This is a genomic window from Variovorax sp. ZS18.2.2 (genome assembly GCF_024701975.1).
Lineage (GTDB): Bacteria > Pseudomonadota > Gammaproteobacteria > Burkholderiales > Burkholderiaceae_C > Variovorax.
Genome location: NZ_JANLNM010000002.1, coordinates 38,342 through 62,300 on the forward strand (window position 1 = coordinate 38,342; position 23,959 = coordinate 62,300).

Genomic DNA, 23,959 nt, shown 5'->3' on the forward strand with positions numbered 1-23,959 from the left:
TTTGCACGTTTCATCGACACGTCATGAATGCGTCACCGCGCCTTTATAGATTGCCGCCTTCGCTTCAACACAACGAGGAGGGCATTCATGACCCGAGGATTCATCGATTCGATCTGGCAGCGCCGGCTGGTAGCGGTTGCGGTTTGCGGCGTGATCAGCGCATGCGGCGGCGGCAGCGATGGCGGCGGCTTCCCATTCGTGGGGCTGCCGCCCGCACCGGCACCCGCGCCTGCACCACCGGTGCCACCTCCCGCGCAGGAAGGCTCCGGACTGCCGCATCAACTGACCGGCTGGGCTTCGCTGTCCGACACCGCGCGCTGGCCCGGCCCGACCACGGGGCAGTTCATCACCGCCGCGCTCGGCGTCACGCCGCCCTTCGTCGACGGCCAGCCGATTCCCGGCTTCTCCGCGCTGCTGAAGAACGGCGACGGCACCTGGACCGCCATGGCCGACAACGGCTACGGCAGCAAGGGCAACTCGGCCGACTTCGTGATCGGCATCTACAACGTCAGCATCGACTTCCGCACCGCGGCGAATGGCACCAGCGTGCCGGGCGCGATCAAGCTGAACAGCCGCGTCGACTTCAACGATGCAAAGGGCTTCCTGAAGGACGGCAAGGGTGTCGACCTGAAGATCACCGCCGATTTCGCCAACTACCAGACCGTCTCGGGCAACAACCTGGTCGACAGCGGCAAGCCGGTGGATGCGCGCATCCGCAGCGGCCGGCTGCTGACGGGCTTCGACCTCGACGTCGAATCGATAGCGCGCGCCAGCGACGGCACCTACTTCGTGGGCGAGGAGTTCGGCCCCTACATCCTGCACTTCGACAAGGACGGCACGCTGATGAGCGACCCCGTGCCGCATCCGTTCCTGCGCAGCCCGTCGAACCCCGAAGTGATGAACAACGGCGCGAGCGTCACCTCGCTCGCGAGCCGCGGCTTCGAGAGCCTTGCGTTCAACGGCGACCGCAGCCGGCTCTATGCGGTGCCCGAGGCCGCACCCTCGCTGGCTTCGCTGCGGCCGGTGGCCGACGACGAGCGCTACCTGAACATCTTCGAGTTCGATCCGGCCGCGATGCTCTACACGGGCAAGAACCTGGTCTACAAGAAGGACGGCCCGGCCAAGGACAACCAGATCGTGATCGGCGACATGACGCATGTGGGCGGCAGCCGCTTCGTGCTGATCGAGCGCGACAGCCTGTTCGGCGCCAAGGCGGTGGTCAAGCGCCTGTACATGATCGACCTGAATGTGAAGGACGCTGATGGCGCGCTCAAGAAGACGCTGCTGGTGGACTTGCTGAACATCTCCGACCCGAAGGACATTGGCGGCCCGCTGGCTGGCGTGGCCGACGGCAAGTTCAGCATGCCCTTCGATTCGATCGAGAGCGTCGAGGTGGTGGACGAGCACACGCTGGCGGTGGCCATCGACTCGAACTTTCCGACCGAAGACGGCCGCGTGCCGGGCAACCCGGACGATACCGAGGTGATCACGCTGCGCTTCGATCAGGCGTTGTTCAATCGCGCGGCACCGTAAGTCGGTGTTGAAAATAATCGACGGAAGTTGTTGACGGTAGCGTAAAGACTATTTACAGTCCAACCCACTCGCGGTTCAGGCCGCGAAGTTTTCTCAGCAGCACACACAGCAGCATCGACCAGGAACCATCGTGAAAGCAGCAGCCATCCGCATCCACAGCATTCGACCCGCATCGGGCCGTTCGCTCGTGTGCGTCGCGCTGTGCGATGGCCTCGCCATGCTGTCGCAGCAGTGGCTGCTCGATCAATGCCCGAATCCCGTTCAAGCGCTGCAGGCCAACCTGTGGGATTGCGCTTATGAGGATCGGGTGACACCGGGTGGAGGAAGCGCTTAGACGCGTAACTCCCAAGCTCTCTTGCACAGAGGCCCGGACACCGAAAGGTTCCGGGCCTTTTTGTTTTTTCAACATTCAACAAACACGCAGTGATCGCACTGCATGACACCGCGCTTCGCGCCCGGTGAACGCTCATTAAAAGTTCGCAGCACATCCATCTATTTGTTTATCGCCCCGGTGACGGAACCGGCATACGTGTCCGCCTTAGAAGCGGAATTCTGGGAGTTCGAATCTCCCCTGGGGCACCAATTTTCTCGTTCGATTTTTCTCTGGGTGTAGTGTCAATCTGGTAGACGGCCTGCCTTGGAAGCAGGAGGCTGCAGGTTCAAATCCTGCCACTCAGACCATTCTTTTTTCATCACGCGTGTGTAGCTCAATTGGCAGAGCACTGGACTCCAAACCCAGCGGTTGAAGGTTCGACTCCTTCCGTGCGCGCCAGCTTTTTTTCTTTCTTCAACGTCTCGTTCGTCTAGCGGTCAGGACATCGGGTTTTCATCCCGAAGATCGTGGGTTCGAATCCCACACGAGGCTCCAGTTCGATGGCCCTTCGCCTAGCGGCCCAAGGCACCGGGTTTTGATCCCGGCATCCAAGACTCGAACCCTTGAGGGCCTGCCATCTTTTTCTCTTTTTTTTGTTCCGCTAACTCAGTGGCCAGAGTGCCTCCCTGTCCAGGAGGAAGCCAGGGGTTCGACTCCCCTGCGGAACGCCACATACGTCTTTCATTTGGCTCGTGAGCAGCACTGGCGACTGCAGCGGGCTGTAACCCCGCCTCTTCGGAATACTTCGTTCGACTCGAAGACGATCCACCATTCACGCATTCATTTATTGCTTCTTCGGCGCGGTAGCAAAGCGGCTATGCAGCGGATTGCAAATCCGCAGACCCCGGTTCGAATCCGGGCCGCGCCTCCAATTGGGTTTAGGGCCCGTACTTTTATACGCCTTGATTTCCCTGTTAGTTTTCACTGTGCTGCTGTTTTGATTAGCCTGAAAGTAGCATTAACACGTGACTTCGTCTTTGTTGGGAAGAGCGTGCGGGATATTATTTGTGAAGGATGTACGGCTGATGGTTGCGCGCTGCGCATTTGTGCGACAGATACAGCCGATCGGCCTGAGCTTCTTCCGTCAGGGCCGACTGCAGCAAGAGCGATGAGCTGCGTTGCAGGATCTGCGGAGGCGCCGCGGGACGCGGTGGCGCATCGAGAGTCACAGGGAGAGAAAAAACATGTCGAACTTCAACTCTGCGTCGTTGGGAGCACTGCTGCGCGCGGGCACGACGCAGCGCGATCGCCTGCTGGTGCTGCGCACGCCGTTGGGTGACAACAAGCTCTTGGCCGAACGGCTGGACGGTGTGGAGTCCATTGACGAGGGCGGCTTCCGCTTCGAGCTAACCGCGTTGAGCGACGACGCCCACATCGAACTCAAGACCCTCATGGGCCAAGGCGTGCGCCTGGACCTGCAGACGGCCCAAAGCCGCACCGAGCTTCGTCCCTTCCACGGTTACGTGACCGAGGCCGAGTGCATCTCGAGCAACGGCGGCATGGCCCGCTACCGGTTCGTTATCGAACCCTGGCTCGCCTTTCTTCGGTATCGCCAGGACAGTTGCCTGTTTCAGCACCAGAGCGTGTTCGACATCGTCGATGCCGTGTTCGCGCGCTACCAGAGCCAAGGCAAGCTCGCCGTGCAATGGCGCTGGGAGATCGCCCAGCGCGACATCTATCCGGTGCGCGGCATCACCACCCAGTACCACGAGAGCGACTTCGACTTCGTCGTGCGCCTCCTGGCCGAAGAAGGCCTGTGCTACTGGTTCGAGCATGCAACGGGCAAGGATGGCAACCTCGGCAGCCACACCTTCGTCATCGCCGACCACAACGGCGCCTTCCGAGCCAACACACAGGCCACCATCCGCTTTCACCGCGCCGATGCGAGCGAGAGCGAAGACACCATCCAGCAATGGCGAGGCAGCCGCCAGCTGCAGACCAACAGCCTTGCGCAGCAGAGCTGGGACTACAAGAGCGTGAGTGCCAGGCCGGTGCAGCAGCAAAGCCGTGGCGCAGGCCACCGCACCCTGCAATGGAGCGACGACCCCGGCGCCTACGGCTGGGAGACCTCCGCCCAGGGTGAACGGCTCCTGTCCAATGCCCTGCAGGCCCTCGAATTGCGCAACAAGCGCTTCGCAGGCCAGAGTGCCGTGCGTACCCTGGCACCCGCCACCACCTTCACTCTGACCGGCCACGAGCAGCACGACAAGGACAGCGAAGAGGAGCGCCGCTTCGCAGTGCTCGCCGTGCGCCACATCGCGCGCAACAACTTCGATGAAGACATCAAGGCCGGTGTTGGCGAACGCCTGGGCCTGCCGGACATCGCGACCGTGTTCGATGTGTCCGACGACGGCGGCAATGCCGATGGTCGGCCCGACACCGTCACCCACTACCGCAACGACTTCACGACAGTGCGCGCGGCCATCCCTTACCGCCCGCTGAGCGTGGACGGCCACGGCCAGCGCATTCACCCCAAACCCAGCGTGCACGGCAGCCAGAGCGCCATCGTCATCGGCGTGGGGGGAGACGCACCTGTGCACACCGACCGCGACCACCGCGTCAAGGTGCAGTTCCACTGGCAGCGCGGCAGCGGCTCCAGCGCGAGACAGCCTCGCTCCGACGGGCAGGACAACGCCCCCGCGTCTGACCGCCTGGGCGCCTGGGTGCGCGTGGCCGCCGGCGCAGCGGGCGACAACTGGGGTCAGGTCACCCTGCCCCGCGTCGGACAGGAAGTGCTCGTGGAGTTCCATCACGGCGATATCGACCGCCCCGTCGTCGTTGCGGCGCTCTACAACGGCGCGGGCCAGACCGACGCCCAGCACAACGAGAAGTCTGCAGGTGCGGCGCAATCCACCGGCAATGCCCCCGCCTGGTTCGCCGGCGAAGGCAAGGGCGCCAAGGAGCACGCGCACAACGCTGTCTTCTCCGGCATCAAGACCCAGGAGTTGAGCGCGAGCCAGAGCGGCGATGGCGGCTACAACCAGCTCGTCTTCGACGACACCCCGGGGCAGGGCAGCACAGGCCTGGAGACCACGCAGGCACAGAGCCGGCTGCACCTGGGACACCACAAGCAGCAGGACGACAACGCGCGCGGCAAGGCGCGCGGGCATGGGGCTGAACTGGCGACCACCGCGCAGGGTGCCATCCGCGCTGGATCAGGGCTGCTCGTGAGCGCGCATGCGCAGCAGAACGCCAAGGGAGCGTTCATGGCGAGCCGCGAGGCACAGCAGCAGACCAAGCAGGCCGAGGAGCTGGCCACTTCACTCGCGAAGAGCGCGCAGACGCAGAAGGCGCAGATCAAGGGTGAAGAGGCGCCAGACAAGCTGCCCGCCATCGAGGCACTCAAGCATGTGGCAGAGGTGCTGGGGGCGACGCAGGAAGGCACGTCAGCAAGCGGAGCAAACGGCGGTGGCGACATCAAGGCCACTGAAGGCGGTCAGGGCAGCGTCACCGCGTACAGCGAGCCGCACCTGCAGTTCAGCGCGCCGATGGGCATCGGCTTCGTCACGCCGAAGGAGGCGATTGCCGTGAGCGGCAAGAACACCGCCATCGTCGCCAACCAGGACATCGATCTGCCCGCGCAGGGGCAGATCGCGGTGAGCGTGGCCAAGGGGGTGAGCCTGTACACCGTCGGCGCCAAGGTGGGCGAAGGCGCAGAGCCCAACCAGGAGCGTGGCATCGCACTGCATGCGGCCAGCGGCAGCGTGACACTGCAGAGCCAGAAGGGTGCCACCAAGATCGCCGCCGAAAAGAAGGTGACGATCGCCAGCACGACGAAGAACGTCGATGTCGAGGCGCCCACTCACGTGCTGCTGACCAGCGCCGGGGCGTACATCAAGCTCGAAGGCTCGAGCATCAAGATCCACGCACCGGGGAAGGTGACGTTCAGGGGCATGCACAACTTCGTCGGGCCACAAGGCGACAGCGCGAGCAACAGCTTGCCGAGCGGAGCGTACACAGGGTGCTCGCCTGCAGACCAGAGCGCCACCGATGGCGGCGCAGGAGTCATCTAGTGAGCAATTCGACCAGTCCGGTTTCGAATGTGCCCCCATGGCCTTGGGACACGCCTCCCGGAACATTGATCGAAACATGTGCTGCGGCATTGCTGTCGCGCCTGGAACACGGCCGGCCCGTCTACCTGCTGATCGATGCGTTCAGCGGTTCTCCGAACGGTTTTGACACGATCGATCGCCCTCGGCACGCCATCAACACAAAGTACCTGAAGGTGCCGCCCGAAAGGGCGCCCTGTCTGCTCGAACTCGAAGATCGTCACGATCCCCTGCTCGGCCAGAGCCTGATCTCCGCCGTGCAGGAGCATTTGAATGCGTGTGCCGGCGGTGGCGGCCCCTGCCGCATCGGGGGCTGGTTGCAAACGCACGGCAGCGATGGTGCGGCACTGGCAATTCAATTGAGCGCCTTGTTCCGTGCACGGGGTGCGCCAAACGGCGGTCGCTACCTGCGCCTGGCAGACCGGCGCGTGCTGGCCTTGCTGCATCAGGCATCTCGATTGCAAAGCGTGTTGCCGTTGCCGCCGATAGATTGGTCTTCCGGGCTCCAAGGTATTGCGGTTTGGACCTACATGGGCACGAACTTCGACTTGCAAAGCCTGCAGGGGGCGGCAGGCGAGTCACGACCCCGGCCATTGAAGCTCGAAGCATCGCATTGGACTTTGCTGCTGCAAGCCGAGGCCATCAATCGCACGTTGATGGCTTGGCAACGAACGTGCCATCCGTTGCCCGGCGACGCGGTGTTTCGGGCGTTGCAGAAGGTGCGCCTCGCAAGCCAGCTCGGCCTCATCGGCCCGAAGAACCAGTCGGCCTGTGCGGCCGAGGCATTGCAACACCCGGCGTTCGAACAATGGCCCGGATTGAGCCACTGCCTTGCCGAGACCATCCTGCGCGAATGGCCGCTGGCCGATGTGTTGGCGCAGCACCGTGCCAACTGGATGCCGTCGGCATCCACGAATTCCTGAAAGAGCACGCCCATGGCAAATGAAAACTGCAAGAGGTGCGAGAAAAGCGGCCTGTCGATCCTGCTGGTGCGGCCATCGGCCATCTCCGACGTGCAAGAGATCGCACCACCCAACGCGCACCGTCTGGCCACCTATCGGAACGAAGTGCATCGCAATGCGCTCGAGCTGCCATCCCTCAAGCGCGCCCGCTATGTGTTTCGCCTGCTGCGGGAAGGCGGGTACGTGTACGTGTACTACCCGGATGCCAGGCCCAGGAAGCTGCTCAAGCCATGGGAGGTCTACAAGGTGCATGCGCAAGGCGCACTGCTGGCCGAGGGCGAGTTCTCGCACAGCAGTTCGGACTTTGCCTGCAGCCGAAAGTCGACCCACCCGCACGATGTGCGCACCATCTGCATCGAGGAGCCCGGCAACGTCGGCAAGGTCTGGATCGGCTTCAGCATGAATTTCTGGAGCGATGCCATCAAGGCCAGGATGGCGCAGAGCGCCGAAGCGCGCACGCAGGCCGGCATGGTGGAGGTGAACCTGGCCCTTGCAAAGCAGCCCAGCGGTTTCAAGGCCGAGGCGGGCGACATCCAACGCTACGTTGCCGACTACGCCTTGCCGGAACTCACGCATGCAGGCGTCGAGAGCGCCACGCCCTTCTATCCCTCGCTGACCGGCAAGCCCGGTGAGGACGATTCCAGCGCGGCCCGGAATCTTGCCGCCGTCATGAAAAAGCAGGCCGAGGCCAGTTCGGACACCGCTGGCAGGGAACAGGTGCTCGCCATTCCCGATCCCGTGGGCCTGGCGGCGGACCTCAACGGCATTCGGCTGGCGACCGATCGTTGGGCCAAGCAACAGCTCCTGGTGCCCCGAGTGGCATGGCCGCTGGCCAGCCATGTGGCGCTCGAGGCGCTGCACCAGCAAGTGCTGGCGGCCGGGGCGATCGAGGCGCAAGACAAAGCCTGGAGCACCACGTCGCAAGCCCAGTGGGATCGAATGAAGAACAGCATGCCCTACGCCAAGCGTGGCGACTTCGTATGGCAGCCGCTGCCCGACGGCTCCCTGGCGCCCGATGGCAGCGCTGCAGGCCGCATGCGTGGCGGCGACACCCCTTTGGGTCGTCACCGCAACAAGGAGACAGAAGACAGCGGCAGGCAGCTGGGCGCCAAGAACTGGCAATCGATTGCCGACCAGATCGATGAATCCAAACGCGCCCAGTGGTGGAGCCAACACCGCAGCAACCAGAAAACGCGCGAGGCCCACGTTCGCGATGCGGAAGAAGACTGGCTCGAGACCACCTGCAAGGCGCGCACACTCGACTACTTCGAGAAGCACTTCGACGAGAACGAGCCCAACAAGCCGACCGCGCCTGTTTGCCCGGGCCTGATCTACGCAGAGGAGAGCGGCCTCATCCACCAGCCCCAGCCGCTGGTGTTCGAGAAACACGGCGAGCGCTACATGCAGAACGTGATCGAGCCGGGCCTGAAGGACCTTGCCGACCCGCGCGCGCCTGCGTTGCGCGCGATGTATGGCAACCAGAAAAGCGTCATCGCGAGTGCCAAGGCATTGCTGCTGGGCACATGGGACCGGCGCGACGACCCGCAGACCGAGCAGGGCGACACGCGCGACAAGACCATCGACCTGCTGCGCGGCTTGCTCACCCATGACCTGGGTCGGCGCTTCGGCTGGCTGCATCCGCGGCTGATGGCATTGGCGGCCGGGCAAACGGCAGCCTTCATTGCCGGTGCGCTGCAAACCGCGGCCATGGCCATGGGCAAGCCTGCGGGGCCGCCTTCTGTGTCGATGCGGCGCTACCTTGCGACGGCACCCTTGCTCACCGTGGCGCAACGCCAGCTCGAACTGGCCGTGGAAGCCTCGCGCCCCGGCGGCGACAAGGCGGCACTGTCGGTGGCCGTGTTGCTCAAGGTCGATCTGGACAGCGCCGACGTTGCCCGCGTGATGAAGAGCTACATGCCCGAGGTGAACACCGGCAAGATGTACCCCGTGGTCGTGCAACGGGGCCATCTGGCGACCCTCATTGCCGTGACCGATGTGGATACCGCGCAAAAAGTGCATGAAGGCAAACTCAAGGCGGTCGATGTCAAAGGCGGTCGCGTCGTCGTGGCGACCACTGGTGGCCCGGCGCAACAGAGCCTGGACCAAGTGATTGCCCGGGCCCAGCGCCTGGACATCAAGGGCACGCAAACGGCCGCAGAGGTCGTTGCCGTGCTGGAACGCCAGGCCATCAAGAAAGAGCTGGGCTTCAACAGCATCGACGGCCGCCTGGCGATTTCCGCGATGGGCGTGCAGGCACTAGGGTTGTACCAAGGCATTCCGAAGCTGCTGGCTGAATTGGACAGGGTGGATCGCGATCAGGGCAAATTGAACGAGGCCGTCATGGGCGTGGCCGACAGCACGGGCGGGCTGCTGGGCGCGGCCGCCGAGGTGTGGGCCAGCCAGCACAAGGCGGCGCTCCTGATGAAGGAAGGTGGGGAGCATCTGGCGGTGGTCAGTACCAAGCTGGCGGTGCTCCGGACGTTTGCGGCGGCCACGGGGGTGGCGGGGAGTGTGTTTGCTGTGATTTCGATGGGGAAGAAGGCGGGGGATGCGGGGAAGGCGGGGGATGCGGAGGCGACATACGGATACCAACAGGCAAGAACGGTCTTTGGTGTTACGGGCCTCACGGGAACTGTCGCGACTTTTGATGCATTGTCCAAAGGCGCAGCCAGTCGCGGTATTGCTCGTTTTGTGCTGACGCGAGCCATTGGGGCGATTGCCGCTGAAGCGGCTGTGGCTGCCGGCGCGGGAGCCGTAGTAGCCAGCGCCATTACCGGCATTGGCTTGGTTTTGCTACTCGTCGGTCTGGCTTACTACGTATACGCTGAAGTCAGCAAGCGTGATGAGTATCAGCGTTGGGCCGGGCGCAGCTATTTCGGCAATGACAATTTCGACTCCAAGCTCAAGGACGATGAAGTGAACAGGCAAGCTAAATTCAGGAACCTGAAGGAAGAGCAGAACTGGTTGGCTGCGCTGTACAACGAGACGGAGAACGCTGGGGATATCGCGGGTAGCAACAAGCGCGAGCAGCGCGGCGCGGAAGCGCCCAAACGCTCCGACGGAAAAGATAAGACCTATCGCCCCAGCGGCAACTTTGGGATTTACGGATGATCGGACTGAATGTGAGTGGGCAGAGCACCGACGAGGCGCGACAGGAGAGCCTGATCGGCAACCTTGTGAGTCGCTACAGAAAGGGTGCGCCAGGCAGTCATCAAGCAGGGCACCAAGGACGACTGACAGGGGTCTACCGAAATGCCATTGAATTGGGTGGTGGGTCGCTGGTGAGCGCGGGAGGAGTCTTTACGACTATTGGACTGGTGGGCGGTGCCTTGCTTACCTACTTCTTTGGTTCTTGGATGGCTGAACTACTGGCAATGGGGCGTTCGTTCAGTTTTCTATTTGACATAGTGGCCATCTGGAGCGTCTTTCTCGTGGGCGCCTACTTCGAGCTTTTCTCCCCCAGCGAAGCTCCGATCTATTTCGACCGCCTGAACCACCGCGTGTACTTCGTCGAGCAAGGCAAGAAGCGCTCTCCCTGCTGGGCCGACTGGTCCCTGATCGATATCGAACACCACGCAACCATGGGCGGTAGCCCCACCAGCCTGCGGCGCATTCATCACCTGGTCTTCCTGGTCCGCAACAGCGCGGACGACCCGACCATCATGGCGAGCTACGTGATCTCGAATGTCGAATTTCCCGGCGCCTTGTGGGAGTACATCCGTCGCTACATGGATGACGATGCCCCACCCCTGCTCGCCGGCGAAGCCCCACCGTTGAAGGGTGGCAAGTTCGACATGGTCGAGGCGCTGAAGCAGCGCAAGAAGAACTACTGGAAAGACTGGCGCGAGGCCCCACTCACTCAGTTGTGGCAGCACCTGTGCATTCCGCTGTTCATTCCGTTCTTCTTCGTCAATCGGCTGGTCGTGTGGACCGCCCGCACGGTGCACTGGCCGCAAGAGATCAAAGATGCGCTGGGCGCGCCCGTCACCGAAGAAGACCTGAAGACCGACCCGACACACAGGCTGCGGCCCGAGGGTGATGCTGCTGCGAAGAAAGACGTCGTCTGATCGGATTGAACGTCAGCGGGCAGAGCACCGATGAGGCGCGGCAGGAAGGCCTGATTGGCAACCTGGTAAGCCGCTACAGCAAGGATGCACCGGGTAGTCATCAGGCGGGGCATCAAGGGCGACTAACTGGTGTTTACCAGAACGCCATCGAATTGGATGGTGGGTCGCTGGTGAGTGCGGGTGGGTATGTGACGACGTTTGGCCTTATCGCTGGATTGGTTGCCGCATATGTATTCCCTATTCTGAACAAGACAACCTGGGCTGAACTGGGCTTCGGGTTGATGCTGTTTTCGTTTTTTTCTTTCGGATCGGTGTTCCTCATAGGCGCCTACTTCGAGCTCTTTTCCCCCAGCGAAGCCCCAATTTATTTCGACCGCTTGAACCAGCGCGTGTACTTCGTCGAGCAAGGCAAGAAGCGCTCTCCCTGCTGGGCCGACTGGTCCCTGATCGATATCGAACACCACGCAACCATGGGCGGTAGCCCCACCAGCCTGCGGCGCATTCATCACCTGGTCTTCCTGGTCCGCAACAGCGCGGACGACCCGACCATCATGGCGAGCTACGTGATCTCGAATGTCGAATTTCCCGGCGCCTTGTGGGAGTACATCCGTCGCTACATGGATGACGACGCCCCACCCCTGCTCGCCGGTGAAGCCCCACCGCTGAAGGGTGGCAAGTTCGACATGATCGAGGCGCTGAAGCAGCGCAAGAAGAACTACTGGAAAGACTGGCGCGAGGCTCCATTCACCCAGTTGTGGCAGCACCTGTGCATTCCGCTGTTCATTCCGTTCTTCTTCGTCAACCGGCTGGTCGTGTGGACAGCTCGCACGGTGCATTGGCCGCAAGAGGTCAAAGACGCGCTGGGCGCACCCGTCACCGAAGAAGACCTGAAGGCCGACCCGACACACAGGTTGCGACCCGAGGGCGATGCTGCTGCGAAGAAAGACGTCGGGTCAGACTGACCGCCTCAAGACCCACTCCGATCCCGCAAAGCCACAGCCGTCCGCACCTTCGGCACCACCACCGCCGGCGCAGCAGTCTGCGTCAGCAGCCCCTCCGCCACATCCTTTTCCCCCTCCTTCAACGCCAGCGCCCGATACGGCGTGATCTGCGCATTCACCTGCATGTTCGCCGACACGCTCGCAACGTTCCCCATCGCATCCACGGCCCGCGCCTCGATGCTCGCGTAGCCTGCCGCACCCGGCGTCCAGTTGCACGTGTATGGCGCGGCTTTCACGGTGCACAGCGTCTTCCCATCCACGATGAACTGAAGCTCCGCAATCCCTGAATTCGCCTGCGCTGCAGCGGAAAGCGTCGTCGTCCGGCTGACCCCCGTCGCCGCGGGCACCGCCACCGACACCACAGGCGGCGCCACATCCGCAGGCGCATTCACCATCACATTCGCAGTCGCCATCGCCGAGTTGCCGGCCGCATCCACGCCGATCACACGGATCGTCTGCATGCCCGGCGTCATCGGCGTCCAGGTGCAGGTGAAGGGCGGTGCTTCAAAGGTGCAGATCGGAATGCCATCGGCCCCCGCCACCTTCACGCCCCACACGCCCACGTTGTCCACCACGGCCGGCGCAATGGTCACCGGCTGCCCCAGCGTGGCCATTGCGGGCGCCGAGACCGACACCGTCGGCGGCACGTTGTCCACGCCGCCCAGCGACATGTCGATGGTGAAGGTCGATTGCCCCTTCACCGCCTTCTGCTCGAACGCATCGAAGATCGTGAACCAGCTCGCCGTCGGTGAACGCCCCGGCGCCGAGGCCTTCACCAGCAGCGTCGACTTCGCACTGTTGAAGCAGGTGAAGCCGCAAGCCCAGTCGAAAGAAAAGCGCCCCGCCTCATCCACCACGCCCTGCGCGAGCAACACCATCGGCTGCTCCGTCGACGTGCCCGCATTGCGCCACACCGACACCTGCGCGCCGGGCAACGCAGCGCCCGTTCCCCGATCGGTGATGCGCACCTGTGTCGCCGTCGTGCCCGCCATGAACTTCGACGTGCCGTATTTCGGCCAATCGCTCCAGTCGGTGTTGATGTTGGCCTTGGTTCCCGCGGTGAAGCGGATCATGTTCAGCGTGATGACGCGGTTCGTCGCCGGGTCGCGCCGCTGCTCGAACACCGTGCCCAGCAGCGGATCGAGGCGCCAGCTCTGGCGCGTCCACCAGTAGCGGTCGGTGTCGCTCATCAGGGCCAGGTCGGCCTGCGGTGCGGTGCCGGTCGTGTCTTTCACCGCCGAGGCGTTGTAGTACTCGCCCGCGCCGGCGCCGAACACGTGCTCCAGCTCGTGCAGCAGCGTCTTGAGTTGGCGGCCGAGGTAGTCCTTCTCGGTGGATTCGGGCGCGGCCTTGGTGATGGCGCGCGACAGGCGCAGCGGGTCGTGAATCGCGATCCAGTTCAGGTTCCAGGCCACGCCCTTCTGCGGAAAGGTCCAGCTCGCGGCGAGGCCGCCGTGGCTGTAGCCCTTGGTCGATTTCGAGATGCACACCACGATCTCGCCGTTGACCAGCCCGCTGTGGCTGCACTGCGGCGCCGCGGCGGGGGCAATCAACTGCAGGTCGTTGACCGGGTCGAACACGAAGCTGCGCACCGTCTCGCGGGTGAACACCGTGTTGACGTCGGCCACGTACTGCGCAAGACGCCGGCCCGCTTCCGCGGCGCCGATGTCGTCGGCCAGTTGCGGATCAACAAAAAGCTTCAGCCGATGAACGCTGGGCGGCGCCTTGCCGACTTCGTTCAGGCCAGCCGAGGCGTTAGAGCCGAGGAACATGGCGCAACAGCAAAGCGCCAGACCGAGGTGACGCGCACTTGCATGCAGCGATAGAAGGGCGCGCATCGACCATTTGAAGTTGTTTCAAAAGTGTAAGTTTAGTGTGATAAATGCCTCTAAAACATCTGTTACTTACATTACAGAAACACATTTCGTATGTTTTTTGCATCAATGACGCGAAATGCAGGCCGCGGCTGCGCGGGCTCGAGCCGCCATCTCCCATGAAATGGGAGACGGCGGGTACGTCAATCCATGCAGCGGCAAGCCGGGAGCCAGGAGCCGACGGCCGGCCTGTCCGTCATCGCATGCGCCGCTCGTCGGTCGACGACGGCGGCGAGGCCATCCTGCGTCGCGTCTCGTCATCCAGCAGTTCACGCAGCGCGCTGAAAAGCGGCGCCGTGCCCGTGTGCTTGCGCCCATATCCAAGGTTGAACGCGTAGTCGAAGTCATCAGGGTTCGCGCCCTGGCTGTGCTGCAGGATCGTCTCGAGCTTGTCGAGCGCCTTCACCGCCTTGGCCTCCGGCGAGGCGGCGGCTTCGTACTCGTCCCACAGTGCGAGCAGTTCGCCGCGCAGCTTGGCATCGAGCGGGGCCATCAGCGTCAGCAGGTCATTGCGTTCGCGCTCGCTCTTGTCGGGATGAGCGTGTTGGCTGATGGCCGGAATGTCGCCGTGAATCGCCTCGCCCAGGTCGTGCACCACGCACAGCTTCAGCACCCTCAGCAGATCGAGCCCGGCCAGCTCTTCTTCGAACGCCATCGCCATGAGGCACAGGCGCCAGCTGTGCTCGGCCGTGCTCTCTGCGCGGCCGGAGGAGGTGTGGCCGCTGCGCAGCACGTCCTTGAGTTTTTCCGCCTCGCGCAGGAAGGCGAGCTTGCCCTTGAGTTGCTCGATGTTCATCGGCGGGATCGTAGGCAGGCGGGGCAGGGCATGTCCACGCATGAAATATGCGCGGCGCGCGACACGCGACACGCGCGCTTCAACCCCGGTCTTCGCGCCAGCGCCTCAAAACCAGATACGCGCCCCACAAAAGAATGAACGCGAGCACAGACACGTAGATCAGGTTCACCCAATAGGCATTGGGCTCGACCGCTCGCAGATGCACCTCCACCTTGCAGCCGCCGCCCTTGGAGATGCAAGGCATCTCGCCCCTGATCAGGCCGCGCAACGCCCAGATCGTGAACAGGAAGCCCCCGACCACCATCGGCGCCAACGTGGTGAACAACCGCCACCCGGTGCCTATGAAGCGCTCGCCGTCCCTCTCCAGCGTCCTGCGCCACGACCAGTGGAAAAAGCACAGCGCAGCGATGGTGAGTGCGCCGAACACGATGTTCTTGATCAATTCATTTCCTCTTTTTTTGTTGCGGGATCAAGCCCGCTGACCGTCCTGCGATGAATGGCACCCAGCGCCATCAGCCCATCACCCCACCGCCTTGATCGTCCGATCCCGCCCCGCCTTCGCCAGCATCGACGCCACCGCACAAGACGCCAACCGCGCCGATTCCGAATCCGCCCGGCTCGTCAAAATCACCGGCACCTTCGTGCCCAGCACGATGCCCGCCGCGTAGGCGCCGCCCAGGAAGGTGAGGCTCTTGGCGAGCATGTTGCCCGCGTCCAGGTCGGGCACGATCAGCACGTTGGCGCGGCCGGCCACCGGCGAGACGATGCCCTTGATGCGCGCGGCCTCGGCGTCGATGGCGTTGTCCATGGCCAGCGGACCATCGAGCTGCGCGCCGGTGATCTGGCCGCGGTCGGCCATCTTGCAGAGCACGGCGGCGTCGAGCGTGGAGGGCACTTTGGCGTTCACCGTTTCGGTGGCCGAGAGAATCGCCACCCGCACGGCCGGCATGTGCAGCGCGTGCGCGAGGTCGATGGCGTTCTGCACGATGTCGACCTTCTCTTCGAGCGTGGGCGCGATGTTGATCGCCGCGTCGGAAATGATCAGCGGCTGCGCGTGGCCCGGAACGTCCATCACGAAGCAGTGGCTGATGCGCCGCGAGGTGCGCAGGCCCCCCTCGCGCCGCACCACCGCGCCCATCAGCTCGTCGGTGTGCAGGCTCCCCTTCATCAACGCATCGACCTCGCCGCGCAAGGCCATTGCCACGGCGGCGTCGGCCGCGGCGTGGCTGTGCGGCGCATCGACGATGGTGAGGTGCGAGATGTCGGCGCCGGCCTCGCGCGCCGCGGCCTCGATCTTCGCGCGCGGGCCGACCAGCGTCGGCGCGATGAGGCCGAGCGCGGCGGAAGCGAGCGCCGCTTCGAGCGACACCGCGTTGACCGGGTGGACCACCGCGACCCGCAGCGGGGGGAGGGCGCGGGCGGCGGCGATCAGGCGGTCGTAGTGCGGGTGCGGTGCGGCGAGAGGAGATGCTGATGATGAAGAAGACGCCATGCGGGCTCCGGAAGAGGGGTGAGGGGCAGGGGCAGAGAGACGCGGGCCGATGCGGCTGCAGAGGAGTTTGCAGCATCCCCGTGAAGCGCCGAGCGAAGGGCCGGGCGTTCGTGGCCCGTCATCCTCCTCCTCCTCCTCGTCATCATCAGCAAAGCGTTTCGACCAACCGCGCCGACGTCCCATCAGACAGCGTCAGCCGCGTCCACCGGCAACGGCTCTGCGCAATGGGCACCAGCTGCGAACTGTTGGTGCCCGTCGCGAACTCCAGCGAGGGCGGCGCGAGCGCATCGCGCCAGCCGATGCCATCAAGCATCGCCTCCTTGCCCGCGATCTCCGGCGTGGCATAGCGCCAGAGCGAGCGGCCCAAGAGCAGCGAGAGCGGCGCGCCGAACTCGGCGGCCCTGCGCGCGGACGAGGCCAGCAGGCGATGCGTGATGTCGCACACCAGATGCACCGGCCGCGGGCTCTCGTTGACGAGCCTGGCGAGCGCATGGTCGGCGGCTGCATCGAGCCGGGCCGACAACAGCGCCTCGGCGCGTGCGCGCTCGGCGGGCTCCATCGCCTGCGTGCCGGATTCCCAGCGCGAGATGGTCGATTGATTGACGTTGAAGAGCTCGGCCGCGTGCGATTGCTTCACGCGATGCAGCAGGCGCCAACGCTTCAGGGCCGTGCCCAATTGAGGATGCGTGGCGGGGGTGGTGATGGTGATGACGGGGTCTTGCATGTCGTCGATTCATTGCCGGTTTATTGCCGCGACAGAAGGCATTTTGTTTTGGTTTGCCGATGTGGGCAAAGTTGGCGCGATGCCCGATTTGCTCGCCGCACAAGCGCTCCGTTGAAGCGCTTCTGTTCTTATATTTGTCGACCGCCGCGCCTCACGGCGGGACATCGAAATGCACACCGCAGCGATGTCGATGTGAGGCAGAAAAGGCGACGGCCAAGGTGCGCTAACACCATGGCCGTCTGACCAAGTGACGTGCAAATCTTTGGAAAGGCAGCACACCAAATGGCTGAAGAGATTATGGCCGGCGCCTCCGCGCCCTCCGCGTTCATCCCGCCCACCGCGCCGGATGCATTTGATCTTCTCGAGAACAAGTTGTCCCAGTTGCATGCGCTGCTGAGCAGTTGCTATGGCATGGAGAGCGACTGGTTCGAGGAAATAGGCCCGAGGCGGCGCGACATGATGATGTGGATCGCCTCGGACCTCACGCGCGACGCCGAAGACCTGCTGCAGGAGGTGGCACCACAGGTCCTGCGCGGGGCCGGCACGTTCAGCAGCCCAGGCGCTGCTTGATCTCGCGCAAGCGCAGCGAGTGGGCCGAAAGAAATTCCGGCCCCAAATCCTCTTTCGATGCGCCGCGATAGCGGATCGGCCCGATGTTGTCGTTTCGATGCGTGCGGCCCGGTGTTGCAGGCCGGTTGGTAGTAGCGGCAGCCGTTGACCTGCCGATTGAACGCTCGCGCCGTCTGCATCGCTGAGCGACAGCGTGCTCACTGGGGGCCGCCAAAAAAAAGCACCCCTGTGCGTGTACCTCATGGTCGTCATTCGTTGAATTCACCGACCTTGCCGGTCAAAGCCATGACGAGGTTCTTGGGCGAATGGAACTGCGTCCAATCACGCGCTACGGCGAATACCTCGGGTTCTTTTGCGAAGCGTTGAGGGTCAACCAATGCGGGTTGGTGTTGGTCGCCGTGAAGGTCACCCACGTCTCATGGAGCAAGAGGCAACACCAGGTTTCTTCGCAAGCTGTGGCCCAATGGGCTTCGAGGAGATGATTGTTAAAGTATATTTCCAAACATTAACGATCTGATCCACGAACGCCCTTGGCAGAAAGACCTGTCCGTGCCTGAGCCAAGTGCTGTTTTGCCCTCCTTTGAGGTCGGAAGGATCTATGACCGTCGAACAGAGCTCCATGACCTGTTTGGCGGCAGTCGGCGAAGTGGGATTTCTCCTTCGAAGAATTTCCCAGTCGTCTTTCTGTTTACCGGCGAAGGTGGCAGTCGACATGGGTATGTGGACCATCCGCAAGCAGACGGAAGCTACCTCTACACAGGTGAGGGCCAACGTGAAGACATGGTGTTGAAGCGAGGCAATCTCGCAATCCTCAACCATTCGTTGGAGGCCCGAGCGCTGCATCTGTTTCAGTCGCTGGGCAAAGGAAAAGGGCAGCAGTACCTGGGAGAGTTTGTCTATGACAGCCACACATGGACAGATGCTGACGACACGACAGGCGCGACTCGCAAGGCGATCGTTTTCAAGCTCGTGCCAGTTTCAAGGTTGGAGCATGGCGATCTTATGGATGGGAATGAACCCATCGCAGTCACATCGCTTGAGGACGCCAGAAAGCGAGCCATCGCCGCGGCGAAGGCCGATGGCTCTCAAGCAAGCAGGTCAGGCAGTCGAACGGTCTACGAGCGAAGTCGCACTGTTCGCGACTACGTTCTTTTGCGCGCCGCAGGGCACTGCGAGCTCTGTGAGCAGCCGGCGCCATTCAAACGCAAGAGTGGGGCTCACTATCTGGAGCCTCATCACACCACCCGTGTTTCAGACGGTGGTCCTGATCACCCTCGATTCGTTGCGGCGCTTTGCCCGACATGCCACCGCGAAGTGCACTACGGTGAGCACGCCAAATTGAAGAACGATGGCCTGGTTGAGAGGCTGCGCACCATCGAGCCTCAGTGAAAGTCTTCGATTGCCTTGTGGGTGTCAGCACTTCAAATCGAAGAAGCGCTTGCGCGCTTTGTAGAGATCTACTTCCGTTCTAGCCTTTACTTCCGCGGTCGCGTGGCTTGTGTCGGCCTCTAGTGAGGGTATCTGTCGATCAAGATGGCTGCATTGAGCTTGATCACCTGCCGGCAGGTTCACGCGGCGACGTGCAATGTTCATATCCTCGTGTGAGCGCCCGTGCAGGGGACGCATCGCGCTGTCGAATTGACGATGGAACTCGTCTTGTTGAACTTCCCGGCCCTTGCGGGAACTTCCGCCCATCTTGTCCATGCCTTGGGTCGGCGTTGCGTCGATAACTTTCGCGCCCACACAGGGGGCGTCTGAGTAGGAGACTTTGCCGTTCGCCTCGCATCGGTAGACCTTGGGCTGGGCGTAAGCCGGCGAAGCGCCGAGCAGGTGCACGGCGACGACACCGACGAAGAGCCGGCTCTTGGACAGGGCGGGGTGAAACATTCGCGTCATAGGAATCGAGCTGCGAGACATGAGGCTGCCAAAAGAAAAAAGCCCTGCTATCTTTTTAATAGCGGGGCTTTTTAGATTGGTGCCGGAGAGATGAATCGAACACCCGACCTTCTCATTACGAATGAGCTGCTCTACCGACTGAGCTACACCGGCGAAGCCTCAGATTATAGCCACCTCATCAGGCCTTTTCGGCGTGGTACTGGGTCAAACGTTCAACTTCGTTACGCGAACCCAACATCACGCTCACCCGCTCGTGCAGCTTGGTGGGCTTCAGGTCCAGGATGCGCTGCTTGCCGTTGGTGGCCGCGCCGCCGGCCTGCTCGACCAGCCAGCTCATCGGGTTGGCCTCGTACATCAGCCGCAGCTTGCCGGCCTTCTCGGGCTCGCGCTTGTCCCACGGGTACATGAACACGCCGCCGCGCATCAGGATGCGGTGCACGTCGGCCACCATGCTGGCAATCCAGCGCATGTTGAAGTCCTTGCCGCGCGGGCCTTCCTTGCCGGCCAGGCACTCGTCGATGTAGCGCTTCATGGGCTCGTCCCAGTGGCGCTGGTTGCTCATGTTGATCGCGAATTCCTTGGTGTCCGCCGGAATCTGGATGTCTTGCTGCGTCAGCACGAAGCTGCCTTGCTCGCGGTCGAGCGTGAACATGTCCACGCCGTTGCCCACGGTGAGCACCAGCGTGGTCTGCGGGCCGTAGATGCAGTAGCCCGCGGCCACCTGTTGCGTACCGGCCTGCAGAAAGTCGGCTTCCTGCACGCCGGGGGTGTCGTCGGGCTTCTTCAGCACGCTGAAGATGGTGCCGATGCTCACGTTCACGTCGATGTTGCTGCTGCCGTCCAGCGGGTCGAACATCAGGAGGTATTCGCCCTGCGGGTAGCGGTTGGGCACCACGTAGATGCTGTCCATTTCCTCGCTGGCCATGGCCGCGAGGTGGCCGCCCCATTCGTTGGCCTCGATGAGCACTTCGTTGGCGATGATGTCCAGCTTCTTCTGGATCTCGCCCTGCACGTTCTCGCTCTCGGCCGTGCCGAGCACACCGCCCAGCGCGCCCTTGTTGACTGCCTGGCTGATGCTCTTGCACGCACGGGCCACCACTTCGAGCAGCAGGCGCAGCTGGCCGGGAATGAGGCCGTCGGCGCGTTGCTTTTCGACGAGGTAGCGGGTGAGGGAAATCTTCTGTTGTTGTTGAGCCATGTGCTTTTCGTATTCCTTGCTTGCTGCTTGATCAGTTACCGGCCAAAGCGCGGGTAACGACTTCGTGGGTGTCTTTGCTGAGGTCGGGCTTCGCTGCCACACGCGCAATCGCTTCGCGCGCAGCGCTGCGGTACGGCTCGGCCAGCTTGCTCCAGCGGTCGAGCGCGCGCGCCAGGCGTGCGGCTACCTGCGGGTTGATGGCGTCCAGCTCGATCACGCGGTCGCTCCAGAACACATAGCCGGCCGCGTCGGGGCGGTGGAAGGCGCCGGGGTTCGCGCTGCAATAACTGAAGATCACGCTGCGCGCGCGGTTCGGATTCTTGAGCGAGAAGTCCGGGTGCTTCATCAACTGCTTGACCAGCGGCAGGATGTCGCCGCCGCGGTCGCTCGCGCCGGCCTGCAGCGAGAACCACTTGTCGATGACGAGCGCCTCGTCCTTGAAGATGGCGTGGAACCGCGCGAGCGCCTGCGCCGCGAGCGTGTGGCCGGACGACACGAGCGCGTTGAGCGCGTTGAAGCGGTCGGTCATGTTGCCCGCGTCCTTGAAGCGCTGCAGCGTCTTGCCGGGCCACACGGTGTCGCCCGAGGCGCGCGCCGCCAGGCACAGGAAGTTGAGCGCCATGCCGGCCAGCGCGCGGCGGCCCGAGGAGGTCGGGTCGGGCGTGTAGGCGCCGGTGTCGTGGTTCTCTTCGTACACCTGTTCCCAGTCGGCAAAGAGGGCGGTGGCGAGCTGGGCGCGCATGGCTTCGCGCACGAGGTGCACGCGCTGCGGATCGACCACGTCGAGCTGCTCGGCGATGTAGGTTTCCGACGGCAGCGTGAGCACCAGCTCCTTGAAGGCGGCGTCGAGCTGGGGGTTCCGCAGCACGCTGCGCATGGCGTCGATGTAGGCGTCGTTCAGCACCGGGGTGGTGTCGGTCGCCAGGGCCGCAATGCCCTGCAGCGCGGCGCGCAGGCCCAGGCGCTGGCCGGCTTCCCAGCGGTTGAACGGGTCGGGGTCGTTGGCCAGCAGGGTGAGCAGTTGGGCGTCGGTGTAGTCGAAATCGAGGATCACCGGTGCGCTGAAGCCACGCAAGATCGACGGCACGGGCTCGGCATCGAGGCCCACGAAGGTGAGCTGTTCGCCGGCGCGCGAGAGCACGACGGTGCGTGTACCAGGTGTACCGCGCGTCACGTCGCTTTCGCCTTCGAGCTGGATCGGCAGTTCGCGCCCGTTGGCATCGAGCAGGCCGATGTTCAACGGAATGACGAAGGGCTCCTTCGTCGGCTGGCCCGGCGTGGGCGGGCAACTCTGCACCACGCTCAGCGTGTAGCTGCGGTTCTGCGCGTCGTACACGCCGTGCGCCGCGAGGCGGGGCGTGCCGGCCTGGCTGTACCAGCGCTTGAACTGGGGCAAGAGGCGGGCCAGTTCCGATTCGGGGTTGGCATCGGCAATGGCCTGCGCGAAGTCGTCGCAGGTCACGGCGTGGCCGTCATGGCGTTCGAAGTAAAGGGTGATACCCGCTTCGAAGCCCTTGCGGCCGACCAGCGTCTGCATCATGCGAACGACCTCGGCACCCTTTTCATAGATGGTGACGGTGTAGAAGTTGCTGATCTCAATGTAGCTGTCGGGCCGCACCGGGTGGGCCATGGGGCCGGCGTCTTCGGGGAACTGGCTGGTACGAAGAACGCGCACGTCTTCGATGCGCTTCACGGCGCGGGCCGATGCGTCGGCGCACAGGTCCTGGCTGAACTCCTGGTCGCGGAAGACGGTGAGGCCTTCCTTCAGCGAGAGCTGGAACCAGTCGCGGCAGGTGACGCGGTCGCCGCTCCAGTTGTGAAAGTACTCGTGGCCGACCACGCTTTCGATGTTGCTGTAGTCCGCATCGGTGGCGGTGGCCTGGTTGGCCAGAACGTACTTCGTGTTGAAGATGTTCAGGCCCTTGTTCTCCATCGCGCCCATGTTGAAGTCGCTGGTCGCAACGATCATGAAGCGGTCGAGGTCCAGCGGCAGGCCGAAGCGGGCCTCGTCCCACAGCACGGAGTGGATGAGCGAGTTCATCGCGTGCTCGGTCTTGTCCAGGTCGCCGGCGCGCACGTACACCTGCAGCAAATGTTCCTTGCCGTTGCGCGCGGTGATGCGCTGCTCGCGCGCCACCAGCTTGCCGGCCACGAGCGCGAAGAGGTAGCTGGGCTTGCGGAACGGGTCGACCCATTTCGCGAAGTGGCGGCCCTCGGGCAGCTCGCCCTGTTCGACGAGGTTGCCGTTCGACAGCAGCACCGGGTAGGCGGCCTTGGCGGCGCGCAGCGTGACGGTGTAGGTCGACATCACGTCCGGGCGGTCCAGGAAGTAGGTGATGCGGCGAAAGCCCTCGGCCTCGCACTGCGTGAAGAAGGTGTCTTCGCTCACGAAAAGACCCATCAGCTTGGTGTTCTTGATGGGGCAGCAGGTGGTGAAGATCTCGAGCTCGAAGTCGCCTTCTTCCGCGTAGGGCAGGCCGTCGATGACGAGCTGGTCGCCCTCCATGCGGAACGAGGCGCCCTGGCCGTTGACCAGCACGCGCGCCAGGTTGAGCTCGTCGCCGTCCAGGCGCAGTGGCTGGATGGGCGCATCGGGGTTGCGGCGCAGACGCATGCGGTTGAGCACGCGGGTCTTGGCGGGGTCGAGGTCGAAGGTGAGGTCGACGGTGTCGATCCAGTAGCCCGGGGCAGCGTAGTCTTCGCGCCGAATGGCAATTGGTTGGCCTTGGCCATCACGCAGCATCATCGAGGGTCTCCAGAAAATTCGAATGGGCGAGTTCGTCGTAGTCGCGAACCGCGGCAATCACATGGGGGCCGGCCAGCTCGGCGGCGGGATGGGTGCTGCACACGGCCACTGCACGCATGCCGCCGCGCCGGGCGGCCTCGATGCCGAAGGGCGCGTCTTCAAAGACGATGCAGCGCTCGGGCGCCACGCCGATGCGGCGCGCGGCTTCCAGGAAGATCGCGGGCGTGGGCTTGCCGCTGAAGCCTTCGTCGCCACCGACGATGGCCAGCGGCAGCGGGTCCATCTTCAGGCGCGACATCGCGAACTCGATGTTGTGCTTGTCGCCCGCCGTGCCCACCGCCACCTTGAGGCCGCGCGCAACGGCAGCCTTGGCGAAGGCGGTGAAGCCCGCCACCTCGGCGAAGTTGTCGGTGAACATGGCGCGGTAGATCTCTTCTTTCTCGTGCATCATGGCCTGAGCTTCGTCGTCGGAGAGCTTGCGCTCGAACAGCTCGTGCATGCACTCGACGCCGGTGCGGCCCGTGGTGCGCGCGAGGATGTCGCTCACGTCCAGTTTCAGGCCGTGGCGCGCCACGAACTCCACCCACGAGCGCGCATGCCAGGGCATGGACTCGATCATGGTGCCGTCCATGTCGAAGATGAAGGCTTCGACCTTGCCGTGCGTCAGAGTCATTGGGT

The 23,959-nt window shown here is 63.5% G+C and carries 18 protein-coding genes and 7 tRNA genes; 15 read left to right on the plus strand and 10 right to left on the minus strand.

The window, feature by feature from the left end:
* Positions 1–87: 87 nt before the first annotated feature.
* The 13 genes from NU688_RS10660 to NU688_RS10720 all read left to right on the plus strand — a co-directional run bounded on the left by NU688_RS10660 (position 88) and on the right by NU688_RS10720 (position 11,946).
* Complete coding sequence (locus NU688_RS10660; protein WP_257860587.1) at positions 88–1,533, plus strand: esterase-like activity of phytase family protein; 1,446 nt, start codon at positions 88–90, stop codon at positions 1,531–1,533.
* Positions 1,534–1,663: 130 nt separating this feature from the next.
* Positions 1,664–1,867, plus strand: a complete 204-nt coding sequence (locus NU688_RS10665) for a hypothetical protein (protein ID WP_257860588.1) — start codon at positions 1,664–1,666, stop codon at positions 1,865–1,867.
* 171 nt (positions 1,868–2,038) lie between these two features.
* Positions 2,039–2,115: transfer RNA gene (locus NU688_RS10670), tRNA-Leu, on the plus strand.
* Positions 2,116–2,136: 21 nt separating this feature from the next.
* Positions 2,137–2,214: transfer RNA gene (locus NU688_RS10675), tRNA-Pro, on the plus strand.
* Positions 2,215–2,229: 15 nt separating this feature from the next.
* Positions 2,230–2,305: transfer RNA gene (locus NU688_RS10680), tRNA-Trp, on the plus strand.
* A 20-nt stretch (positions 2,306–2,325) separates the two neighbouring features.
* Positions 2,326–2,401: transfer RNA gene (locus NU688_RS10685), tRNA-Glu, on the plus strand.
* A gap of 100 nt (positions 2,402–2,501) precedes the next feature.
* Positions 2,502–2,577: transfer RNA gene (locus tag NU688_RS10690), tRNA-Asp, on the plus strand.
* A 126-nt stretch (positions 2,578–2,703) separates the two neighbouring features.
* Positions 2,704–2,777 (plus strand) — tRNA-Cys (locus NU688_RS10695).
* A gap of 313 nt (positions 2,778–3,090) precedes the next feature.
* A complete protein-coding gene (locus tag NU688_RS10700) occupies positions 3,091–5,919 on the plus strand; it encodes a type VI secretion system Vgr family protein (protein ID WP_257860589.1) in 2,829 nt (942 codons plus the stop codon).
* Positions 5,919–6,878 (plus strand): hypothetical protein, encoded by a 960-nt coding sequence (locus NU688_RS10705; RefSeq protein WP_257860590.1) that lies wholly within the window; start codon positions 5,919–5,921, stop codon positions 6,876–6,878. Before NU688_RS10700 ends, NU688_RS10705 begins: the two co-directional genes overlap by 1 nt.
* A 12-nt stretch (positions 6,879–6,890) precedes the next feature.
* On the plus strand, positions 6,891–10,028 hold the full coding sequence (locus tag NU688_RS10710; RefSeq protein ID WP_257860591.1) for a T6SS effector BTH_I2691 family protein: 3,138 nt from the start codon (positions 6,891–6,893) through the stop codon (positions 10,026–10,028).
* A complete protein-coding gene (locus NU688_RS10715) occupies positions 10,025–10,984 on the plus strand; it encodes a DUF6708 domain-containing protein (protein ID WP_257860592.1) in 960 nt (319 codons plus the stop codon). Before NU688_RS10710 ends, NU688_RS10715 begins: the two co-directional genes overlap by 4 nt.
* Before the next feature lie 5 nt (positions 10,985–10,989).
* Positions 10,990–11,946, plus strand: coding sequence for a DUF6708 domain-containing protein (locus NU688_RS10720; protein ID WP_257860593.1), 957 nt, complete (start codon positions 10,990–10,992; stop codon positions 11,944–11,946).
* A gap of 5 nt (positions 11,947–11,951) precedes the next feature.
* On the opposite strand, the gene NU688_RS10725 is transcribed toward NU688_RS10720, so the two are convergent.
* From NU688_RS10725 to NU688_RS10745, 5 genes are all read right to left on the minus strand, one after another.
* Positions 11,952–13,757 (minus strand): Ig-like domain-containing protein, encoded by a 1,806-nt coding sequence (locus tag NU688_RS10725; RefSeq protein WP_257860594.1) that lies wholly within the window; start codon positions 13,755–13,757, stop codon positions 11,952–11,954.
* Between the two features lie 298 nt (positions 13,758–14,055).
* Positions 14,056–14,655: an HD family hydrolase gene (locus tag NU688_RS10730; protein ID WP_257860595.1), complete on the minus strand. Its 600-nt coding sequence runs from the start codon at positions 14,653–14,655 to the stop codon at positions 14,056–14,058.
* A gap of 79 nt (positions 14,656–14,734) precedes the next feature.
* Positions 14,735–15,097 carry a hypothetical protein gene (locus tag NU688_RS10735; RefSeq protein ID WP_257860596.1) on the minus strand — a complete coding sequence of 121 codons (363 nt, stop codon included), beginning with the start codon at positions 15,095–15,097 and terminating at the stop codon, positions 14,735–14,737.
* Positions 15,098–15,175: 78 nt separating this feature from the next.
* On the minus strand, positions 15,176–16,147 hold the full coding sequence (locus tag NU688_RS10740) for a phosphate acetyltransferase (RefSeq protein ID WP_257860597.1): 972 nt from the start codon (positions 16,145–16,147) through the stop codon (positions 15,176–15,178).
* A gap of 145 nt (positions 16,148–16,292) precedes the next feature.
* Positions 16,293–16,871: a helix-turn-helix transcriptional regulator gene (locus NU688_RS10745; RefSeq protein WP_257860598.1), complete on the minus strand. Its 579-nt coding sequence runs from the start codon at positions 16,869–16,871 to the stop codon at positions 16,293–16,295.
* 282 nt (positions 16,872–17,153) lie between these two features.
* On the opposite strand from NU688_RS10745, the gene NU688_RS10750 reads away from it, so the two are divergent.
* Entirely contained in the window at positions 17,154–17,441 is a 288-nt protein-coding gene (locus tag NU688_RS10750; protein WP_257860599.1) for a hypothetical protein, read from the plus strand.
* 549 nt (positions 17,442–17,990) lie between these two features.
* A complete protein-coding gene (locus NU688_RS10755) occupies positions 17,991–18,830 on the plus strand; it encodes an HNH endonuclease signature motif containing protein (protein ID WP_257860600.1) in 840 nt (279 codons plus the stop codon).
* A gap of 24 nt (positions 18,831–18,854) precedes the next feature.
* Here the strand turns inward: NU688_RS10755 and NU688_RS10760 are convergent, their stop codons facing one another.
* The 5 genes from NU688_RS10760 to NU688_RS10780 all read right to left on the minus strand — a co-directional run bounded on the left by NU688_RS10760 (position 18,855) and on the right by NU688_RS10780 (position 23,954).
* The gene (locus tag NU688_RS10760; RefSeq protein WP_257860601.1) at positions 18,855–19,328 is read right to left on the minus strand and encodes a DUF4124 domain-containing protein; all 474 of its coding nucleotides are present in this window, start codon (positions 19,326–19,328) and stop codon (positions 18,855–18,857) included.
* Between the two features lie 86 nt (positions 19,329–19,414).
* A tRNA-Thr gene (locus tag NU688_RS10765) sits at positions 19,415–19,490 on the minus strand.
* Positions 19,491–19,515: 25 nt separating this feature from the next.
* Entirely contained in the window at positions 19,516–20,535 is a 1,020-nt protein-coding gene (locus NU688_RS10770; RefSeq protein ID WP_257860602.1) for a class 1 fructose-bisphosphatase, read from the minus strand.
* 31 nt (positions 20,536–20,566) lie between these two features.
* Complete coding sequence (pepN, locus tag NU688_RS10775; RefSeq protein WP_257860603.1) at positions 20,567–23,281, minus strand: aminopeptidase N; 2,715 nt, start codon at positions 23,279–23,281, stop codon at positions 20,567–20,569.
* The gene (locus NU688_RS10780; RefSeq protein ID WP_257860604.1) at positions 23,268–23,954 is read right to left on the minus strand and encodes an HAD family phosphatase; all 687 of its coding nucleotides are present in this window, start codon (positions 23,952–23,954) and stop codon (positions 23,268–23,270) included. The genes pepN and NU688_RS10780 overlap by 14 nt, the downstream gene beginning before the upstream one ends.
* Positions 23,955–23,959 lie beyond the last annotated feature (5 nt).